Here is a 16,399-nt window from a genome sequence, read left to right as displayed (position 1 = left end):
GCTTAGTCCTCGTCCTTGAGTACATCGGGCAGGAAGGCGCGGTGAAAGCCATTGAAGGACTCGCTGTGCTGGGCCTTGTGCAATGGCCACGCCCGACTGCCGAGACTGGCTGCACCGTCGATGCGCAAGGTGCTGCCGCTGACAAAGGCGGCCGCAGGACTCAGCAGGAACACGATGGCGGCGCTGACTTCCGATTCGCTGCCAATGCGCTTGAGCGGCACATGCTCGCGCAGGGTCGGGATCACCGCCTTGAACGCGCCTTCATAGGTGTCCATGCCGCTGGACGCAATCCAGCCGGGGGCCACGGCATTGACCCGGACCCCGGCGTAGCCCCATTCGAAGGCGGCGGTCTTGGTGAAGTTGTCCATGCCCGAGCGTGCAGCCCCCGAGTGGCCCATGCCCGGCATGCCGCCCCACATGTCGGCGAGCATGTTGACGATGGCGCCCCCGGTCTTGCACATGGACTGGTTGAACACCTCCCGTGCCATCAGGAAACCGCCCACCAGGTTAGTGCGCATCACCGTCTCGAAGCCTTTCTGGGTGATCGACGCCAGTGGCGCGGGGTATTGGCCGCCGGCGTTGTTGACCAGGCCATGAATCGGGCCGTGGGTCTTGAGCAGTTCGCTGACCAGTTGCTTGACCGCTTCCTCCTCACGAATGTCGCAAGCTTGCCAACTGGCCTGGCCACCGTCGGCGGCAATTTCGGCGGCGACCTGCTGCAGTTTTTCCGCCTTGCGCCCCACCAACAGCACGTGGGCGCCAAGGGCTGCCAGCTCGTGGGCGGTGCAGCGGCCGATGCCACTACCGCCACCGGTGACAATGATGTTTTGACCGGCAAACAGCTCGGGTTTGAAGATCGAATCAAAAGCCACGGCGACAGCCCTCTAGTTGACTTGGTCAGCGATGCTTTGCGGCACCGGAATCTGGATTTCCAGCAGTTGCTGGGCGAATGCCTTGCCTTGTGGATCGATCCGCAGGCTGGCCACGCCACCACCGCCAAGGGCATTTTCCAGGAGGAAATTGAGGCTGTGGCTGCCTGGCAGGTACCAGCGCTCGACGCGCCCCAGGAGCGGGTCGAGCACGTGGCTCATCCAGTCCACGACCACCTCGGGAGTCAGTGCTTCGGCGATCCACGGCAGGTATTCGGGGGCGCGGGCCATGACCCCGATGTTGCTGTGATTGCCCTTGTCACCGGAGCGCGCGACCGCCAGTTTCACCAGTGCCACGCTGGCATCGGCACGGCCTTGGGGTTTGGGGGCAATAAAGGGCAAGGGCAGGTCAGCGCTGTCGAGGTGATCGAGGGCCGGCAGGGTGCAAGGGTGGCGCTGACCTTGCAGGTCGATCTGCAGGGTGCAGGCGTTTTTGTCGATAAGGAACGAGAACAGGCGGATCAGCGGGTAGACCGTAGGACGGCCGCCGACAATGCCGGTCAGGCCCGGCGCCATGCCGGTGGCTGCCTGGGCGATTTCCCGGGAGAACAGGATCAGTGCCTGTTTGTTCGGATGCCGTACCGCGAGCTTGATCACCACTTCGCGGCTGTCCTGGCGTTGCCCGTGGGGGCCATAGGTGGCCTCGCTGCCGAGCAGTTCGATGTGCACTTCGCTATAGGGTGCCCAACCGCGCTGACTGAACATTTGCCCGGTCTTGTTGATGATCGCCTCGCTCACCCGGCGCGCCTTTGCCACGGCGTCGATCCCGGCAATCAAGCAACTGGCGGTGCAACGGAAACCATCCGGGTAGGTGGCGCTGACCTTGTACTGCGCCGGTGCCGGCAAGCCTTTGGCGCCGTGGACCTGGACCCGGTTCGGGCCCTGCTGCTGGAGTTTGACCTGGCTGAAATCACAGATTACGTCCGGCAGCAGGTAGGCCCGTGGATTACCGATTTCGTAGAGCAATTGTTCGCCCACGCTCAAGGGCGTGACCAAACCACCGGAGCCTTCGGGTTTGCTGACAATGAACTGGCCGTCGGCGCTGACCTCGACCACGGGGAAACCGATGTGCTCGTAGTCCGGCACCTGCTGCCAATCGGTGAAGTTGCCGCCGGTGCACTGTGCGCCGCACTCGATGATGTGCCCGGCCAGAGCTGCCTGGGCCAGGCGGTCATAGTCGTGCCACGCCCAGCCGAACTCATGCACCAGCGCTGCACTGACCACCGCGCTGTCCACGACTCGCCCGGTGATGACCACGTCCGCCCCCAGGCGTAGGGCTTCAACAATGCCGGGAGCGCCAAGGTAGGCGTTGGTCGATACGCAGACGGGCGGCAGGGGCGCTGCGCTGAACATCTCGCGCACGCCACTGGCGGCCAGTTGCTTGAACTGCGGTTGCAGGTCATCGCCCAGCAGGACGGCGATCTTCAGGGGCACGCCGGCCTGGTCGCAGGCGCGCTGCAAGGCGGCGGCGCAGGCCAGTGGATTGACCCCGCCGGCGTTGCTGATCACCCGAATGCGCTGTTCGGCGATCTGCCCGAGCAACGGACTGAGGACCTCGACGAAGTCGCTGGCGTAACCGGCCTGGGGATCCTTCATGCGCGCCCCGGCCAGCAATGACATGGTGATTTCTGCCAGGTAGTCGAAGACCAGATAGTCCAGGGCGGCGCCTTCCACCAGTTGAGCGGCAGCGGTCGAGGTATCCCCCCAAAAGGCACTGGCACATCCGATACGAACCGTCTTGTTCATGGCAAGCCTCCGACAGAAGTGTTTCGAGACTACCAAGCAAGCGCTTGGTTTGTAAATCCCGGACAGGACTTTTACCCGAGCGCTTGCTTGGTTTCCTTCGGCGGCTTAAATTGCCCGCGCCAGCCACGGCATTTGTGGTGTGTGCACTGGGTTCGAGCGACTGTAGGAGAGAATGGGTGGACGAGCAAAAAGCTCTGCTGGTAATGCGCGAGTTGGTCGACAACGGGCAACTGACCGATCCGGACAGCGCTCGCGGCAAACTGCTGCAGATGGCGGCCCACCTGTTTCGCAACAAGGGCTATGAACGCACCACGGTGCGCGACCTGGCCAGTGCGGTAGGGATTCAGTCCGGCAGCATTTTTCATCACTTCAAGAGCAAGGACGAAATCCTGCGCGCGGTGATGGAGGAAACCATTCGCTACAACACCGCGTTGATGCGCGCCGCCCTGGCGCAATCAACCAGCGTGCGCGAGCGAGTCCTGGCGCTGATCCGCTGCGAGTTGCAGTCGATCATGGGCGGCAGCGGCGAGGCGATGGCGGTGCTGGTCTACGAATGGCGCTCGTTGTCCGAAGGCGGGCAGGCCCAGGTGCTGGCGCTGCGCGACATTTACGAGCAGATCTGGCTGCAGGTACTGGGAGAAGCCAAGGACGCGGGGCTGATTCGCGGGGATCTGTTCATCACCCGTCGTTTCCTCACCGGTGCATTGTCCTGGACCACCACCTGGTTTCGCCCCGATGGCAGCATGAACCTCGATCAGTTGGCCGATGAGGCGTTGATTCTGGTGCTGACGCAAGCATGACGATTTGGGCAAAACGCATTAAATAGCCACCATCGCGTTGTCTTAGTGGGCGAAACCGCCTAGCTTAATCCAGGTGGGTCTATTTTCAGGGGTGGTGTTGGTTGATGTATTCGCCAGTTCGGATGGCTTCGCGGATGTTGTTGATGGCGCTAGGTGCGCTGTCGGTAGCGCCGAGTTCGGCCGCACAACTGGTGCGCATCGGCGCGGCGCATTTCCCGCCTTACACCATTCGCCCGGAAACCGGCGCCGATACCGGTCTTCTCGCGCAATTGATCGTCGCCCTCAACCAGTTGCAGAGCGACTATCAATTTGTCCAGGTGCCCACCTCCATTCCGCGCCGCTTCGGTGATTTCAAGCAGGGCCGGATCGACGTGGCTATCTTCGAGAATCCCCAGTGGGGCTGGAAGGATGTCCCGCACACCGCCGTCGACATGGGCCTGGAGGATGCGGAGGTGTTCGTCTCGCAACTGCTCCCTGAGCGCGCGCAAAGCTATTTTTCCGACCTGCAGGACAAACGCCTCGCGCTGTTCAATGGCTATCACTATGCCTTTGCCGACTTCAATTCCGACACTCGCTATCTCGCCAGCCGCTACAACGTGACGCTGACGTATTCCCACGACAGCAACCTGCTGATGGTGCTGCGCGGTCGTGCCGACATCGCCCTGGTTACCCGCTCGTTCTTGAGTGACTACGTGTTGTGCAACGAACAGGTCGCCTCCCACTTGCTGGTGTCCGAGCGGGTTGATCAGGTCTATCACCATTACGCCCTGATCCGTCCGCAGGCACCGCTCAGTGGCGAAGCGTTCGGCAAGATGTTGCAGGGCCTGCGGGATAACGGCCAGATGCTGAAGATTTTCCAGCCTTACAAGATTGCGCTCGTCGCTGTGCCCCAGGGCTGAAATCAGCTCATAACTCTGCGAGGTCGGGGGGAGGGATTGGTCAGCGGCGGGCGAAGGTATCGCTGAGGGTGTCCGAGACCTTGCGACAGTGCACCAGCGCATCGCGGATCATGAAGTTCACCAGGGTCGGCGAGACCTCCAGTTCCTTGGCGATGTCTTTTTGTGGCACGCCGTGCAGGCGATACATTTCGAAGGCGTAGCGGGTCCGGCTGGGCAATTCGCCAAGGGCATCGGCGATGTTTTCCAGGACGCGGAAGTTGATGTGCGAAGTTTCCGGTGAAGCACCCTGGATGACCACATTCAAGCCTTCTTCTTCACTGCCCGAGTACTTCTGCTCCAGGGCCTGTTTGCGGTAGTGATCGATCGCCAGGTTGCGCACGATCTGAAACAGGTAGCTGAGCTGGGCCTTGAACGAAGAGGTGATCTGGGGCGCCGATTGCAAGCGGAAGAAAGCGTCTTGCACCACGTCTTCGGCACGCGACCGGCAACCCGTAATACGTGCCGCAGTCTTCACCAGCATCAGCCGGTTGTCGACGAACGCCTGGAGTAAGGATGAGTCGCAGCTGTCTGTGGAAACGGATTGCGCCATGGAAGTCACCTCGCTGCAAAAAGTTAGTGGGACGACCAGCGCTTCGGATCCGTCCAACGCATTGAGCGACAAGCTAGGCTGGATGATAATAATTGTCAATTGAGAGGAAGAATTAATTCCGTTTGTCTTTCGCCGACAAGCTCACGCTGACACGCTTTGGGTTGCGGCGCTGGCTCGCCTGCCAGAATCAATTCGTTCGTTGCTCCATCCGTTCGTATGGGGCAATTGCGCCTTGGTTTACCAAGTTTTGCGCGGTCGGATGGGCCACTGCTGTTGATCGCGGTTTGTTTGGGCTCGTGGTTTCTGTTGTCGGGGGTTCTGTAATATCTACTGTTAAGGCTTGAATTGACGGAGGTACCCGGGCGGAACAGTCTTTGCGGGGATTTTTTCAACAGAGCCTACGCAGGAGATACAGGATGCCCTTCGTTACTATTGATGGTGAGCCCCTTCACTATATTGATCAGGGCACTGGCCCTGCCGTGCTCCTGGCTGGAAGCTACTTGTGGGACCAGACCATGTGGGCGCCGCAGATTGCCACGTTGTCCTCACACTATCGGGTGATTGCCCTGGATTTGTGGGGGCACGGGGAGTCCGGGACGCTGCCGCAGGGAACCGCTTCACTCAATGACCTGGCGCGCCAGGCACTGGCGTTACTCGATCACCTGGGCATTGAGCGTGTCGCACTGGTGGGTCTTTCAGTGGGCGGAATGTGGGGAGCGCGCCTGGCCCTGTCGCACCCGCAACGCATAAGCGCCCTGGTACTGATGGACACGTACCTGGGGGCTGAGCCCGAAGCCACTCGGCAATACTATTTCTCACTGCTCAAGCAGATTGAGGAGGCGGGTGCAATTACACCGCAGATCCTCGATGTCGTGGTGCCAATCTTCTTCCGGCCGGGAATCGACCCGCAATCAGCGTTGTATCGACAGTTGCGCGACTCATTGGCCGCGCTGTCAGCCGAACGGCTGCGCAGGAGCATCGTGCCGCTGGGGCGTATCACCTTCGGTCGCGAAGACATGCTGGCGCGCCTGAATCAATTGAACCCGGATACGACGCTGTTGATGTGCGGGGAGCAGGACACGCCAAGGCCGCCTTCAGAAACCATGGAAATGGCCGAGTTGATCGGTTGCCCTTACCAACTGGTGCCCGAGGCGGGGCACATCTGCAATCTGGAAAACCCACAATTCGTCACCGAGGCGTTGTTGGCATTCCTGGCCAATCGTTGACGGTCCTACGTTGAAGATAATCCAGGCTCATTGCTGGCAAGCGGAGCCTGCCAGCGAAAAGGCTGCCGAGTCTTGCAATGTCGTTGAGAGCGGTGGGTTATTTCGGTCCGAGTATCGCGGCCAGTTTTGCCGGCGACGGCGCGCCTTGTTGCTGTTGCAGTTCGCCCTTGGCGTCCAGGTAGAAAATCGCCGGGGTGGCGGACAGTTCGAGTTCGTCCATCAACTGCAAGTTGGCGTCGAGCTTGGCCTGCACGTCTGCCGGGATGGTTTTCAGCGCCTTGAGGGTGCTTTGTTTGCCGGCCTTCTCGTGGGCGTCCAAGGCCTTGCTTGGGTCTTTGCTGGCCAGCAGGGCGGCGGATTTGCCCGGGCTGTCTTCACGGATGATGCCGACCATGATGTGTCGCAACTGCACCTTGCCGGACTTCACCCAAGGCCGTGCCTGCTCCCAGAACAGCGTGCAGTAAGGGCAGTTGGGATCGCTGAACAGGTACACCACGCGCGGTGCATCCTGGTTGCCGTCCTGAATCCAGTGGCTGGTCTCGAACTTGGCCCATACCTCCTTGGCCATCGGTGCATACACCAGTTTTTGCAGCGGCTCGGCGCTCAGGTCCTTGCCTTCGGCGTCATACAAATTGCCCAGCAATACATGTTTGCCATCGGGTGTCAGGTACAAGGCCATGCCGCGGTTCTGGTATTGCGCGGCATACCCGCGCAGGCCGTCGGGCGCATCGAAGCTGCCAATGATTTTTGCACCCTTGGCTTCCATCTGTTTGATCGCGGCGGGCAGTTCTTCGGCCTGCACCGACGGCAGGTGCAACAGGGCAGCGCCCAGGGTCAGCGTCAGCAGGTGGCGGAGGCGGGGCATGGCAGTTTCCTTACAGAGGTGGCGGGTGCTGTGGCAGGGGTGGAGGGCTCGAAGGCTTCCAGGGCGTGGGCCAGGCTCGCATTGGACAGTTCGCCCAGGTGGCTGCTCAGCAGGCGTCCGTCCGGGCTATAGAACAGCGTGGTCGGCAGGGCCATCGAACCCACGGCCTGGCCCAGGCGGCCGCCGCGGTCGAACAGCATGTTGCTCAGGCTCAGGCCTTGGGTCTCGAGAAAGGTAGCGACGCTTTGCATGCTTTCGCCCTGGTTGACGAACAGGAACGTCAGGTCGGGGCGTTGTTGCTGGGCGTTTTCCAGCACCGGCATTTCCCGGCGGCAGGGTGGGCACCAGGTGGCCCACAGATTGATCACCAGTGGGCCGCCCTGGTAGTCGGTCAGTTGCAGGGTTTCCCCGGCGGCGTTGCGCAGGGTGATATCCGGCAGGCGCGTGCCTTGTTCGTAGATGCTCAGCGACAGGCTTGCCAGCAGCCAGAACGCCAGGCCGCTGGCGACGCCGAAACCCATCGGGCGTCGGAGCCCGGGTCGCCGCCAGCCGCGATACAAGGCGGCCAGCAACAGCACGATCACCCCCGGCCAGGCGAGGAAGCCGCCGTCGCGCAGGTCGATGATCTGCCAGGGATCGTTGCGGTAGTGGGGCCAGTACCACGCGACAAAAGCCAGGCGCGCCGCCAGCATGCCGAGCATGAACAGGCCGAACAGCACCGACTCGGGGTTATCTCCGCCACGCTTGGCCACCCGCCAGCCGACAAAGGTCGCCAGTGCCAGGGCACTGATCAGCAGCAGGTGATTGAGAGCGATGGCGAAGGTACCGAGGGTGAAGGTCAGCATCAGCGCGCGTCCCGGGTAATGTCCCAGCGCTGCAGGAAACCGGCGGCATCCACTTCGCCGGTAATGCGCTGGCTGCGACGCTCGACACCGTCGGCACCGATCCACAACAGGCTGGGTGGCCCCGGAACCTTGTAGCGAGCGAGCAGTTCGCGACTGGCGGGGTTGTCGGCGGTCACGTCCAGGCGCAGCAGACGCACTTCCTTGAGGGCCTCCATGACCTGGGGTTTGCCGAATACCTGTTTCTCCATGATCTTGCAGGACACGCACCAGTCGGCATAGTAGTCCAGCAACACCCATTGGCCCTGGGCGCGGGCATCGTCGAGCTGGCGTTGCAACTCGGCGGGATCCTTGACGGTGATGAAGGCATCGTGGGCGGTCGGCGCAGCGATCGCGCTGGAGCTCGGCGCGCGATACACCTGCAACGGATTGAACAGGTCGTCGCTGCCACCGGCGGCCCCGATCAGCAGCAGGCTACCCCACAACCCGGACAACAGGGCCAGGCCGCCGAACAGGTGGGTGGCGCGACCAAAACCTTCGGTCTGGCGCCAGGCGCTGTAGGCGATGACCAGCAACAGCCCACCCCACAACCCGACCCACAGCACCGGGTCCAGCACTGGGCGCACCATCACCAGCGCGGTACCCAGGAACAGGAAGCCGAAAACCCCCTTGAGCAGGTTCATCCAGGCACCGGGCTTGGGCAGGAATCGATTGCCAACGGTCACCAGCAGCAACAATGGCAAACCGATGCCCAGGCCCATGCTGAACAGGATCAGCCCGCCGTGCAGGGCATTGCCGCTCTGGGCGATGTACAGCAGGGCGCCGGCCAGCGGTGCGGTCATGCACGGTCCCACCAGCAAACCGGACAGCGCCCCGAGGATGCCCGCGCCGACCAGGCTGCCGCCACCTTGTTTGCGACTGGCGTTCTCCAGGCGATCACGCAGGGCGGCCGGCAGTTGCAGTTCGAAGAAGCCGAACATTGGCAACGACAGCAGCACGAAGATCACGGCAAAACTGCCGAGCAGCCAGGCGTTCTGCAACAGGGCCTGCAAATTGGCACCCAGCAGGGCGGCCAGTACCCCCAGCGCGGCATACACCAGCGCCATGCTCACCACGTAGCTGCCGGCCAGGGCAAAGCCGCGCTTGGCGCTGGCTCCGCTGCCAACCACCAGGCCGGCGAGAATCGGCAGCATCGGCAACGAGCAAGGGGCGAAGGCCAGGAGCAGGCCCAGGCCGAAGAACACCAGCAGGCTCCAACCCAGGGCGTGTTGCTGCAGGCCGCTGGCTAGGGCCTGGTCCGGCGCCTCACTGGCGTTGGCTTGCGCCGCGCCGCCACCGAGGTCGACCACCTGGGTCTGTGGTGGGTAACACAGGCCGGCATCGGCACAGCCCTGGAAGCCGACCTTGATCTGACCGGTGGCGCCGGCCGGGATCTTCAGTTCCAGCCCTTGGCGGTAGACCTGCTGGTCGCCAAAGAACTCGTCGCTGTGGGCCTCGCCCTCAGGCAATGCTGGCTTGTGGGCCTCGGCCATGCCGTTGAAGCTCATGCGCTTCTGGTACAGGTAGTAACCGTCGGCTATCTGCCAGAACAGTTGGGTTTCGCCCGACTCAAGACGCTCGGAGGTAAAAACGAAAGCTTTGCCGACGGGCAGGAAATCGGGTTTGGTCTCGAACGGGTTCGACGCGGCCTGGGCCAGGCTGGCAAAAAAAACCAGGAACAGTAAAAACAGACGACGCATGAGCAAGCCTTATACCGGTGCAATTTGGATGCACCATGAGGGGTGACGATTAACCGATGATTAACCGCGTTATCCTTGTGGCAACGGCGGGCGGTGCATAATGCCCGCTTAATCCGTCGCCTTCTTAATCAACATTTTTCTGCAGGTCTCACCATGCACGTACTTGTCTGTGAAGATGATGAGCTGATTGCCAGCGGCATTGTAGCCGGCCTGACCGCTCAGGGCCTGACCGTCGAGCATGTGGCCACGGCATCGGCGGCCCGGGCCATGCTCAAGGTTGCCGAGTTCGATGTGATGGTGCTCGACCTTGGGTTGCCGGACGAAGACGGCCTGAAACTGCTGCAGCAGTTGCGCCACCAGGGCCTGGAGATTCCGGTGCTGATCCTGACTGCCCGGGACTCGGTCACCGACCGCGTCGACGGCCTGCAAGCCGGTGCCGATGACTACCTGCTCAAACCCTTCGACCTGCGCGAACTGGCCGCGCGCCTGCACACCCTGCTGCGCCGGGTCGCGGGGCGCAGCGTCAACCTGATCGAGCATGGCGCCCTGAGCTATGACCCCAGCAGCCGGGAAACACTGTTGGCCGGCCAGCCGGTGGACCTCTCGCGTCGCGAGCAAGCGCTGTTGCAAGCGCTGCTACATAACCGCGGCCGGGTGCTGTCGACCGAGCAACTGAAGGACAGCGTGTACGGTTTCAACGACGAGTTGGAGAGCAACGCGCTGAACGTACATATCCACCATTTGCGCAGCAAACTCGGCAAAGGCATCGTTGAAACCGTGCGCGGCCTGGGCTATCGCCTGGGGCCGGCGGATGGGGCAGGGCCAAGCAAGTGATGAGTCTGCGCCTGCGCCTGAGCCTGACCCTCGGCGCCGCATTTGCACTGATCTGGGCCCTGGCCGCGGCCTGGATGCTCAGCGACCTGCGCAACCAGATGATGTTTTCCCTCGACCAGCGTCTGGTGGCGTCGGCGCGCATGGTGGCCGGGTTGCTGGAGCAGTTGCCGAGCCTGCCGAGCAAGGGCGAGGGCACCCATTTCAGTGCCGAACAACTGAACGTGCCCGGGGGCATGGCCTGCCAGGTCAGCTCGTTGCGCGGCGAAATTCTGGCCCGCAGCCACAATCATCCCGAACAAGCGCTGGAAGCCGAGAAGATGGGCTTCCACGACCAGATGATCGACGGCGCTCCGTGGCGCAGCTTCACCCTGGCTCGGGGCGATGTGCGGATCACCACGGCGGATCGGCAGATCGAGCGCGAGGCCCTGAACATGTCGATTCTGCTGGCGGCCTCGGTGCCGGTGGCGGTGGCGCTGCTCGGCTGCCTGTGCCTGTTGTGGCTGGGGATCGGCCAGGGCCTGGCACCGCTCAACCGTCTGCGCGAAGCCTTGATGCGGCGCAATGCCGACTCGCTGGAACCCTTGCAATTGCAGGCATTTCCCAGTGAATTGAAGCCGTTGCTGGAAACCCAGAACCAACTGTTCCAGCGTATCGGCAAGGCCATCGAACGCGAACGGCGCCTGACCGGCGATGCCGCCCATGAGCTGCGCAGTCCACTGACGGCGATCAAGACCCATCTGCAAGTGGCGCGCATGACCGAGGGCGCGGCCCGCGACCAATCCCTGGCCCGTGCGGAGGAGGGTGCCGATCGTCTGCATCGGACCCTCGAGCAGTTGTTGCTGTTGGCACGGGTCGAGGGCAGCCTGTCGTTCGACGACGGCGTGCAGTGCAATGCCGAGCAGGTCGCCCGCCTGGCCATCCAGGACGCGTCCAGCGGTGATCGCCGGCGGATCCAGTTGCATGTGCCGCCGGGTTGTTCCCAGGCACCGCTGCAGATGCCCGCGGTATTGGCGATTGCCGCCTTGCGTAACCTGCTGGACAACGCGCTGCGGCATACACCCGATGACGGACCGGTGGAGCTGAGCCTGGAAACCACTGCTAATCGAGTGCGCTTCCAGGTCCGTGACCATGGTCCGGGAATTGCCGACGATGACCTGCAGCACCTGACCCAGCGCTTCTGGCGCAACGGCGGGAGCACCGGTTGTGGCCTGGGGTTGGCGATTGTCCAGGCAATTGTCCAGCGCTGCGAATGTGTCCTGCATTTCGACAGCCGTCCTGATGGCTTGCGCGTCGAGCTGACCATGCCGCTCCAGGCCTGACCCCAGGCCCGCAGGAGCAAGGCGTGCCCGCGAAGCAATTGATGCCCCCCGAGCCCGTTGATTCTTCGGTTCAACGGGCTTTTTCGTGTTTGCGCTTCAGGCGCCGTGCTTGATGGCCTGCAAGGTGTAACTCAGCGGCAGGCGCCAAGGTGCCTGCTTGAGGTGGTATTCACCTTGTTCATCGCGGCTCATCTGCCCTGGCAGGGCGTCCCAGGGGATACTCTGATGCTCGACCAATCCGCTAATGGCCAGTCCGTGGTTCAGCAGTGCGCTGATGATCTCCCCCAGGCCGTGGTTCCACTCATGGGTTAGTGTGGCCTTGAGTGAAACGTCGGTATCGACGTAGGTGCTGTCGTCATCCCACACCAGCGGAGTCTCGCGCTCGAAGTAGGGTTGTTCGATGGACAACAGGTCCGCACGGCTTTCATTCAGTGACCAGAGCACTGGATGCCCTTCGCGAATGAATAGCCGGCCACCGGGCTTGAGCAAGCCACTGACAGTGCGCGCCCAGGCGTCGATGCTCGGCAGCCAGCACAAAGCGCCGATGCCGGTGTAGACCAGATCGAAGGAGGCCGCGGGCAATACGGAGCAGGCGTTGTAGACATCCGCTTCGACATAGTCGATCCGCGTGTTACAGCGCAGGGCCAGGGAGCGCGCCTGGACCAGGGCCGCGGGGGAAAAATCCAGCCCGCTCATCTGCGCGCCCAGACGGGCCAGCGACAGGGTATCGGTGCCGATGTGGCACTGCAGGTGCACCCCGCGCAGCCCGCGGATGTTACCCAGCAATGGCAGGTCGAAGCGCACCACCTGCGACAGATGATCGGTGGCCTCGACGAAGGCCTGGGTCGCGTAGTCCCTGGAGGCCGCATGGAGCGGGGCGCGCTCGTCCCAGTTGGCCTTGTTCAGCGAGATATAGTCACTCATGGTGAAGACCCCATCCTGGTCGGTCCTGATTATGTGCAGGGCAGACTAGCACCGGCTGGGACGGGGTTTCTTGAGGGATTTTGTAAGCGCGGGCACCGGGGCCCGCGCAATCAGGCGGGGCGCTTCAGGACTTCTGCAGCAGGGCGTTGAGTACTTGTTCGATGTTGCCGGACAGTTCGGCCACCGGGTCCACCCCCTCGGTGTTCAGGACCAGCAGTTGGCTGCCAGCGGCAGTGATGGCGGCCTGCAGGGCGGCCGACGGCTGGCGATGATGCAGCACCAGTGCCACGTCGTTGTCCTTGAGAGTGGTACTCAGTTGTTGCAGGGCGTCGGCCGTCCACTCGTTATCGGCGCGGGCATCGACACCTACCGGCTCCAGATTGAGGCCACTGATCAGGTAAGCGAAGTGATCGCTGAGGCTGAACACGCTGAGGTTGTCTGCCTCGGCCAGTTTCGCTTCGCTGTCGGCGCTGAGCTTGAGCAGGCGCTGCTTGAGCGCAGCCAGGTTGGCCTCGATCTGCGGTTTGGCTTCTGGCACCAGGCGCACCAGGTCGGCGGCGATTACGTCAGCCATGCGCCCCATGTTGTTGGTGGCCATCCACGGCTGGCTGTTCAGCCCGTCGCTGGTGCCCGGCTGGAGCGCCACGCCAGGCAGCGCGCCATCGACCGGGCGCGCCGCGTCGATTTCAATGATACGGATATTGCTGCGTCGGGCGTTGGGGTACAGCGGGTCATCCGCCCAGATCGAGCGCAGGCCGATCACAGCATCGGCGTCCATGGACAATTTGTGCAGCGCGGGTGCGCCGCGACCCGTGAAGTAGGCGGCCTGGCGCGAGCCGGGGAGGTTGGCCGCAGCCGCCCGTTCCAGGATGATCTCGCTGCCTTCGACCAGGCTGTTGGCCAGTCCATAGGTGATGGGTAGCGAGGCCAGCACCCGCACTTTGTGGGCCGAGGTGGCCGCATGCAGCACGGTGTTGCCGACGCCGTTATTGGCCACCAGGCGCATCGGTTCGAAGCGGTCGGTGGCGAAGGTGTTGCTGGTGGCCAGGCCGCACAGGGCGATGGCCAAAGTCAGCTGACGCATGGAGAAAGCCATTTATCCAATATTCCCTTTGAGGCTGGGCACTACACCGCGCGCAATGGCGGCGAGGGCGAAGGCGATACCGGCCACCAGAATGATTGCCGCACCGGATGGAATCGGCAGGTCGAAGACAATCGGCGCGAGAATCCCGCACAGGGTGCTGATGGTGGCGATGAGCACCGAGCACCAGAAAAAGCCCTTGAGCGATTGGCTCAACAGGCGCGCCGCAGCGGCTGGAATAACCAGTAGGGCGCCCACCAGAATCGCGCCGATGACTTTTACTGCCGCCACGGTGATCAGCGTCACCAGGATCACGAACAGGTAGTCGAGGGTCTTCACCGCCACCCCGCGTACGGCCGCCAGTTGTGGGTTGAAGCTGGCCAGCATGATGCGGTTGTACAGCGGCAGGCTCAGGCCCATCACCAGCGTGCCGACGATGGCCAGCACCAGCAGGTCGTTACCGTTGACCGTCAGCACCGAACCGAACAGCACGTTCTCCAGAATGTGCACGTTGATCTTGCCGGCGAGAATCAGCAGCAGGCTCGCGCCCATGGCCAGCGACACTGAGAGAAACACCCCGATCAGGGTGTCCGGCGCCAGGCCGGTGCGGTTGCGCAGGTAGTTGAGCAGTATGCCGAACAACAGGCAGTAGCCGAACAGGCTGCCATAGGGGCCAGTGTAGGGTTCGCCGAGCAGGATGCCGATGGCCACGCCGGTCAGCGCCGCATGGCCGACGGCTTCGGAGAAAAACGCAAAGCGCTTGACCACCACCAGGGTGCCCAGGCCGCCCAGTACCGGGCCGATCAACAGGCCCGCGAGCAGGGCGTTGACCACAAACCCGTAGGCCAGCGCTTCGGGCAGATAGCCGGAAGATGCCCAGCCCTGGATCATCAAACGAAAGGCTTCGTAACTCATCACGCAGCGCTCCCGCTCGTCCGTGGGTGGGTGGAAAACAGGCTCAGCAAACGCTCCGGGGTCAGGGCCTGTTTGGGTGTGGCATCGAACAGCACCCGGCGATTGAGGCCGGTGACGCGGTCGGCCAGGCGGCCGACGGCTTCCAGGTCGTGCTCGATCCACAGCACGCTGATCCCGGATTGACGCCAGTCTCCCAGCAAACGTTCGAACACCTGGATACCGGCTTCATCGAGGGCCGACATCGGCTCATCGAGCACCAACAACTGGGGCGCCGGGATCAAGCCCTGCGCCAGCAGAACGCGCTGGCGCTCACCGCCGGACAGCGCGCCCATGCGGCGCTTGCGCTTGTCCTGCATGCCAACCCGTTCCAGGGCTTCGCCGATGGCCACGCTGTAATGCCGGCTGATACCCAGAAACGCCGGACGCCGCTGACACATCGCGGCCATGAAATCGTCGACAGTCATCGGCAACCCGCGGTCGAACTCCAGGGCCTGTGGCACATAACCGATGGTCCCGGGCTCACCCGGCCATTGCAGGCTCAAGCGGCCCTGGTGGGGCATTTGCCCAAGCAGGGTCTTGATCAGAGAACTCTTGCCACCGCCGTTGGGGCCAACCAGGGCGTGCACGTTGCCGGGTTGGACCTGGAAGCTGACCTGGTCGAGGATGGTCGTGCGGCCAAGGGTCAGGCTGACGTCGGCGAACTCGATGGCGGGTCCGGCCAGTGGCGTGGTGAGGGTTTGCTGGATGGTCATGCCCCGGCCTCCTGGATCGCCCGGACCACGGTGTCGAGGTTGCCGGTCATTTCCTTTTCATATTTCTCGGCGCTGTATTCACCGTAGGAAATGTGCGACAGCGGGTAGAGTTTTACCCCCGACTCACGCTGGATGGTGTCGACATAGGCGGAGGGGAAATCCATCTCCGAGAAGATCACCTTGACGTCCAGTTCGCGCAGTTGGTCGATGGTTTTTTTCAGTTGGCTCGGGCTCGGCTCAATCCCGTGGGCCGGCTCGACCACGGCGGTCACTTCCAGGCCGAATTCGCGCAGCAGGTAGTCGTAGGCCGCGTGGACCGTGGCCACCCGCAGGTCGGCATTGGGCGCCTTGGTCAGCTTGGCCAGGGCGTCGGCCCGCATCTGCCGCAGGCGTTTGCCGTAGGCGCGGGCGTTCTGGGTGTAGGTCTTGGCGTTGGCGGGGTCAAGCTTGCCCAGTTCCCGGGCAATGTTGTTGACCTGGGCAATGGAGGCGCTGATGGACAGGAAAGTGTGCGGGTTCACCACCTTGCCTGCGCCCCGCGCGGCAATCCCGGTGGCCGCCAGCAGCGGCACGTTTTCGTTGGCCTCGATCACCTTGACGTTGGGGGTTTCGCTGGCGGCGATCATGCGGTCGGCGAAGTCGTCGTGGCCGACTCCGTTGAGCACGATTACGTCCAGGCCGGCGATGCGCTTGATGTCTTCGGCACGAGGCTCATAGGCATGGGGATTGAAACCGGCCGGAATCAACGGCACTACTTCGGCCTTGTCGCCGACGATATTGGCCACGTAGCTGTAGTACGGATGCAAGGTGATGCCGATGCGCAGGCGCTTGGCCTCTTCGGCGCTGGCCAGGGGCATGACCACCAGGGCCAGCAGGCCTGCCAGCAGCAGGCGTGCACGGTACAGAAAACGATGGTGCGCAGATGAACTAGGCATGAGC

General features: G+C 62.9%; 16 protein-coding genes. 5 read left to right on the top strand and 11 right to left on the bottom strand.

What is annotated here, in order from left to right:
• Positions 1–2: 2 nt before the first annotated feature.
• Together PspS04_RS19345 and PspS04_RS19340 are read right to left on the bottom strand one after the other, a co-directional pair.
• Complete coding sequence (locus PspS04_RS19345) at positions 3–872, bottom strand: SDR family oxidoreductase (RefSeq protein WP_159997239.1); 870 nt, start codon at positions 870–872, stop codon at positions 3–5.
• A gap of 12 nt (positions 873–884) precedes the next feature.
• The gene (locus tag PspS04_RS19340) at positions 885–2,675 is read right to left on the bottom strand and encodes an acyclic terpene utilization AtuA family protein (protein ID WP_159997237.1); all 1,791 of its coding nucleotides are present in this window, start codon (positions 2,673–2,675) and stop codon (positions 885–887) included.
• A gap of 176 nt (positions 2,676–2,851) precedes the next feature.
• On the opposite strand from PspS04_RS19340, the gene PspS04_RS19335 reads away from it, so the two are divergent.
• Positions 2,852–3,475, top strand: a complete 624-nt coding sequence (locus PspS04_RS19335; RefSeq protein WP_095168201.1) for a TetR/AcrR family transcriptional regulator — start codon at positions 2,852–2,854, stop codon at positions 3,473–3,475.
• 104 nt (positions 3,476–3,579) lie between these two features.
• Complete coding sequence (locus PspS04_RS19330) at positions 3,580–4,374, top strand: substrate-binding periplasmic protein (RefSeq protein ID WP_159997235.1); 795 nt, start codon at positions 3,580–3,582, stop codon at positions 4,372–4,374.
• Positions 4,375–4,414: 40 nt separating this feature from the next.
• Here PspS04_RS19330 and PspS04_RS19325 read toward each other — a convergent pair whose 3' ends face one another.
• Positions 4,415–4,963 carry an RNA polymerase factor sigma-70 gene (locus PspS04_RS19325; RefSeq protein WP_095168205.1) on the bottom strand — a complete coding sequence of 183 codons (549 nt, stop codon included), beginning with the start codon at positions 4,961–4,963 and terminating at the stop codon, positions 4,415–4,417.
• 416 nt (positions 4,964–5,379) lie between these two features.
• Here PspS04_RS19325 and PspS04_RS19320 point away from each other — a divergent pair, with 416 nt between their 5' ends.
• Positions 5,380–6,189, top strand: a complete 810-nt coding sequence (locus PspS04_RS19320) for an alpha/beta fold hydrolase (RefSeq protein ID WP_159997233.1) — start codon at positions 5,380–5,382, stop codon at positions 6,187–6,189.
• 97 nt (positions 6,190–6,286) lie between these two features.
• Here the strand turns inward: PspS04_RS19320 and dsbG are convergent, their stop codons facing one another.
• Genes dsbG through dsbD form a run of 3 tightly spaced genes read right to left on the bottom strand, consistent with a single transcriptional unit; the run spans position 6,287 to position 9,635 of the window.
• A complete protein-coding gene (gene dsbG / locus PspS04_RS19315; RefSeq protein ID WP_159997231.1) occupies positions 6,287–7,054 on the bottom strand; it encodes a thiol:disulfide interchange protein DsbG in 768 nt (255 codons plus the stop codon).
• On the bottom strand, positions 7,030–7,899 hold the full coding sequence (locus PspS04_RS19310) for a TlpA family protein disulfide reductase (protein ID WP_095168212.1): 870 nt from the start codon (positions 7,897–7,899) through the stop codon (positions 7,030–7,032). The genes dsbG and PspS04_RS19310 overlap by 25 nt, the downstream gene beginning before the upstream one ends.
• The gene (gene dsbD / locus PspS04_RS19305) at positions 7,899–9,635 is read right to left on the bottom strand and encodes a protein-disulfide reductase DsbD (RefSeq protein ID WP_159997229.1); all 1,737 of its coding nucleotides are present in this window, start codon (positions 9,633–9,635) and stop codon (positions 7,899–7,901) included. Before dsbD ends, PspS04_RS19310 begins: the two co-directional genes overlap by 1 nt.
• A gap of 153 nt (positions 9,636–9,788) precedes the next feature.
• On the opposite strand from dsbD, the gene PspS04_RS19300 reads away from it, so the two are divergent.
• On the top strand, positions 9,789–10,469 hold the full coding sequence (locus tag PspS04_RS19300) for a response regulator (protein WP_095168216.1): 681 nt from the start codon (positions 9,789–9,791) through the stop codon (positions 10,467–10,469).
• The gene (locus PspS04_RS19295) at positions 10,469–11,788 is read left to right on the top strand and encodes an ATP-binding protein (protein ID WP_095168217.1); all 1,320 of its coding nucleotides are present in this window, start codon (positions 10,469–10,471) and stop codon (positions 11,786–11,788) included. Before PspS04_RS19300 ends, PspS04_RS19295 begins: the two co-directional genes overlap by 1 nt.
• Positions 11,789–11,884: 96 nt before the next feature.
• Here PspS04_RS19295 and PspS04_RS19290 read toward each other — a convergent pair whose 3' ends face one another.
• The 5 genes from PspS04_RS19290 to PspS04_RS19270 form a co-directional block, all read right to left on the bottom strand.
• Complete coding sequence (locus PspS04_RS19290) at positions 11,885–12,712, bottom strand: class I SAM-dependent methyltransferase (protein WP_159997227.1); 828 nt, start codon at positions 12,710–12,712, stop codon at positions 11,885–11,887.
• A gap of 124 nt (positions 12,713–12,836) precedes the next feature.
• A complete protein-coding gene (locus PspS04_RS19285) occupies positions 12,837–13,808 on the bottom strand; it encodes a metal ABC transporter solute-binding protein, Zn/Mn family (RefSeq protein WP_159997225.1) in 972 nt (323 codons plus the stop codon).
• Positions 13,809–14,708 carry a metal ABC transporter permease gene (locus tag PspS04_RS19280; RefSeq protein WP_095168223.1) on the bottom strand — a complete coding sequence of 300 codons (900 nt, stop codon included), beginning with the start codon at positions 14,706–14,708 and terminating at the stop codon, positions 13,809–13,811.
• Positions 14,708–15,460 (bottom strand): metal ABC transporter ATP-binding protein, encoded by a 753-nt coding sequence (locus PspS04_RS19275; protein WP_095168224.1) that lies wholly within the window; start codon positions 15,458–15,460, stop codon positions 14,708–14,710. Before PspS04_RS19275 ends, PspS04_RS19280 begins: the two co-directional genes overlap by 1 nt.
• The gene (locus PspS04_RS19270) at positions 15,457–16,395 is read right to left on the bottom strand and encodes a metal ABC transporter substrate-binding protein (RefSeq protein WP_095168226.1); all 939 of its coding nucleotides are present in this window, start codon (positions 16,393–16,395) and stop codon (positions 15,457–15,459) included. The genes PspS04_RS19275 and PspS04_RS19270 overlap by 4 nt, the downstream gene beginning before the upstream one ends.
• Between the last annotated feature and the right edge of the window lie 4 nt (positions 16,396–16,399).

Origin of the sequence: Pseudomonas sp. S04 (assembly GCF_009834545.1) — a bacterium.
GTDB lineage: Bacteria > Pseudomonadota > Gammaproteobacteria > Pseudomonadales > Pseudomonadaceae > Aquipseudomonas.
Note: the sequence above shows the minus strand (reverse complement) of the source record. Positions and strands in the feature narration are given on the sequence as shown.

Coding starts and splice junctions, on each gene's coding strand:
- PspS04_RS19285 (WP_159997225.1), bottom strand. CDS start 13,808: ATGGCTTTCTCCATGCGTCAGCTGACTTTGGCCATCGCCCTGTGCGGC.
- PspS04_RS19325 (WP_095168205.1), bottom strand. CDS start 4,963: ATGGCGCAATCCGTTTCCACAGACAGCTGCGACTCATCCTTACTCCAG.
- PspS04_RS19295 (WP_095168217.1), top strand. CDS start 10,469: ATGAGTCTGCGCCTGCGCCTGAGCCTGACCCTCGGCGCCGCATTTGCA.
- dsbG (WP_159997231.1), bottom strand. CDS start 7,054: ATGCCCCGCCTCCGCCACCTGCTGACGCTGACCCTGGGCGCTGCCCTG.
- PspS04_RS19340 (WP_159997237.1), bottom strand. CDS start 2,675: ATGAACAAGACGGTTCGTATCGGATGTGCCAGTGCCTTTTGGGGGGAT.
- PspS04_RS19270 (WP_095168226.1), bottom strand. CDS start 16,395: ATGCCTAGTTCATCTGCGCACCATCGTTTTCTGTACCGTGCACGCCTG.
- PspS04_RS19320 (WP_159997233.1), top strand. CDS start 5,380: ATGCCCTTCGTTACTATTGATGGTGAGCCCCTTCACTATATTGATCAG.
- PspS04_RS19330 (WP_159997235.1), top strand. CDS start 3,580: ATGTATTCGCCAGTTCGGATGGCTTCGCGGATGTTGTTGATGGCGCTA.
- PspS04_RS19310 (WP_095168212.1), bottom strand. CDS start 7,899: ATGCTGACCTTCACCCTCGGTACCTTCGCCATCGCTCTCAATCACCTG.
- PspS04_RS19280 (WP_095168223.1), bottom strand. CDS start 14,708: ATGAGTTACGAAGCCTTTCGTTTGATGATCCAGGGCTGGGCATCTTCC.
- PspS04_RS19300 (WP_095168216.1), top strand. CDS start 9,789: ATGCACGTACTTGTCTGTGAAGATGATGAGCTGATTGCCAGCGGCATT.
- PspS04_RS19290 (WP_159997227.1), bottom strand. CDS start 12,712: ATGAGTGACTATATCTCGCTGAACAAGGCCAACTGGGACGAGCGCGCC.
- dsbD (WP_159997229.1), bottom strand. CDS start 9,635: ATGCGTCGTCTGTTTTTACTGTTCCTGGTTTTTTTTGCCAGCCTGGCC.
- PspS04_RS19275 (WP_095168224.1), bottom strand. CDS start 15,460: ATGACCATCCAGCAAACCCTCACCACGCCACTGGCCGGACCCGCCATC.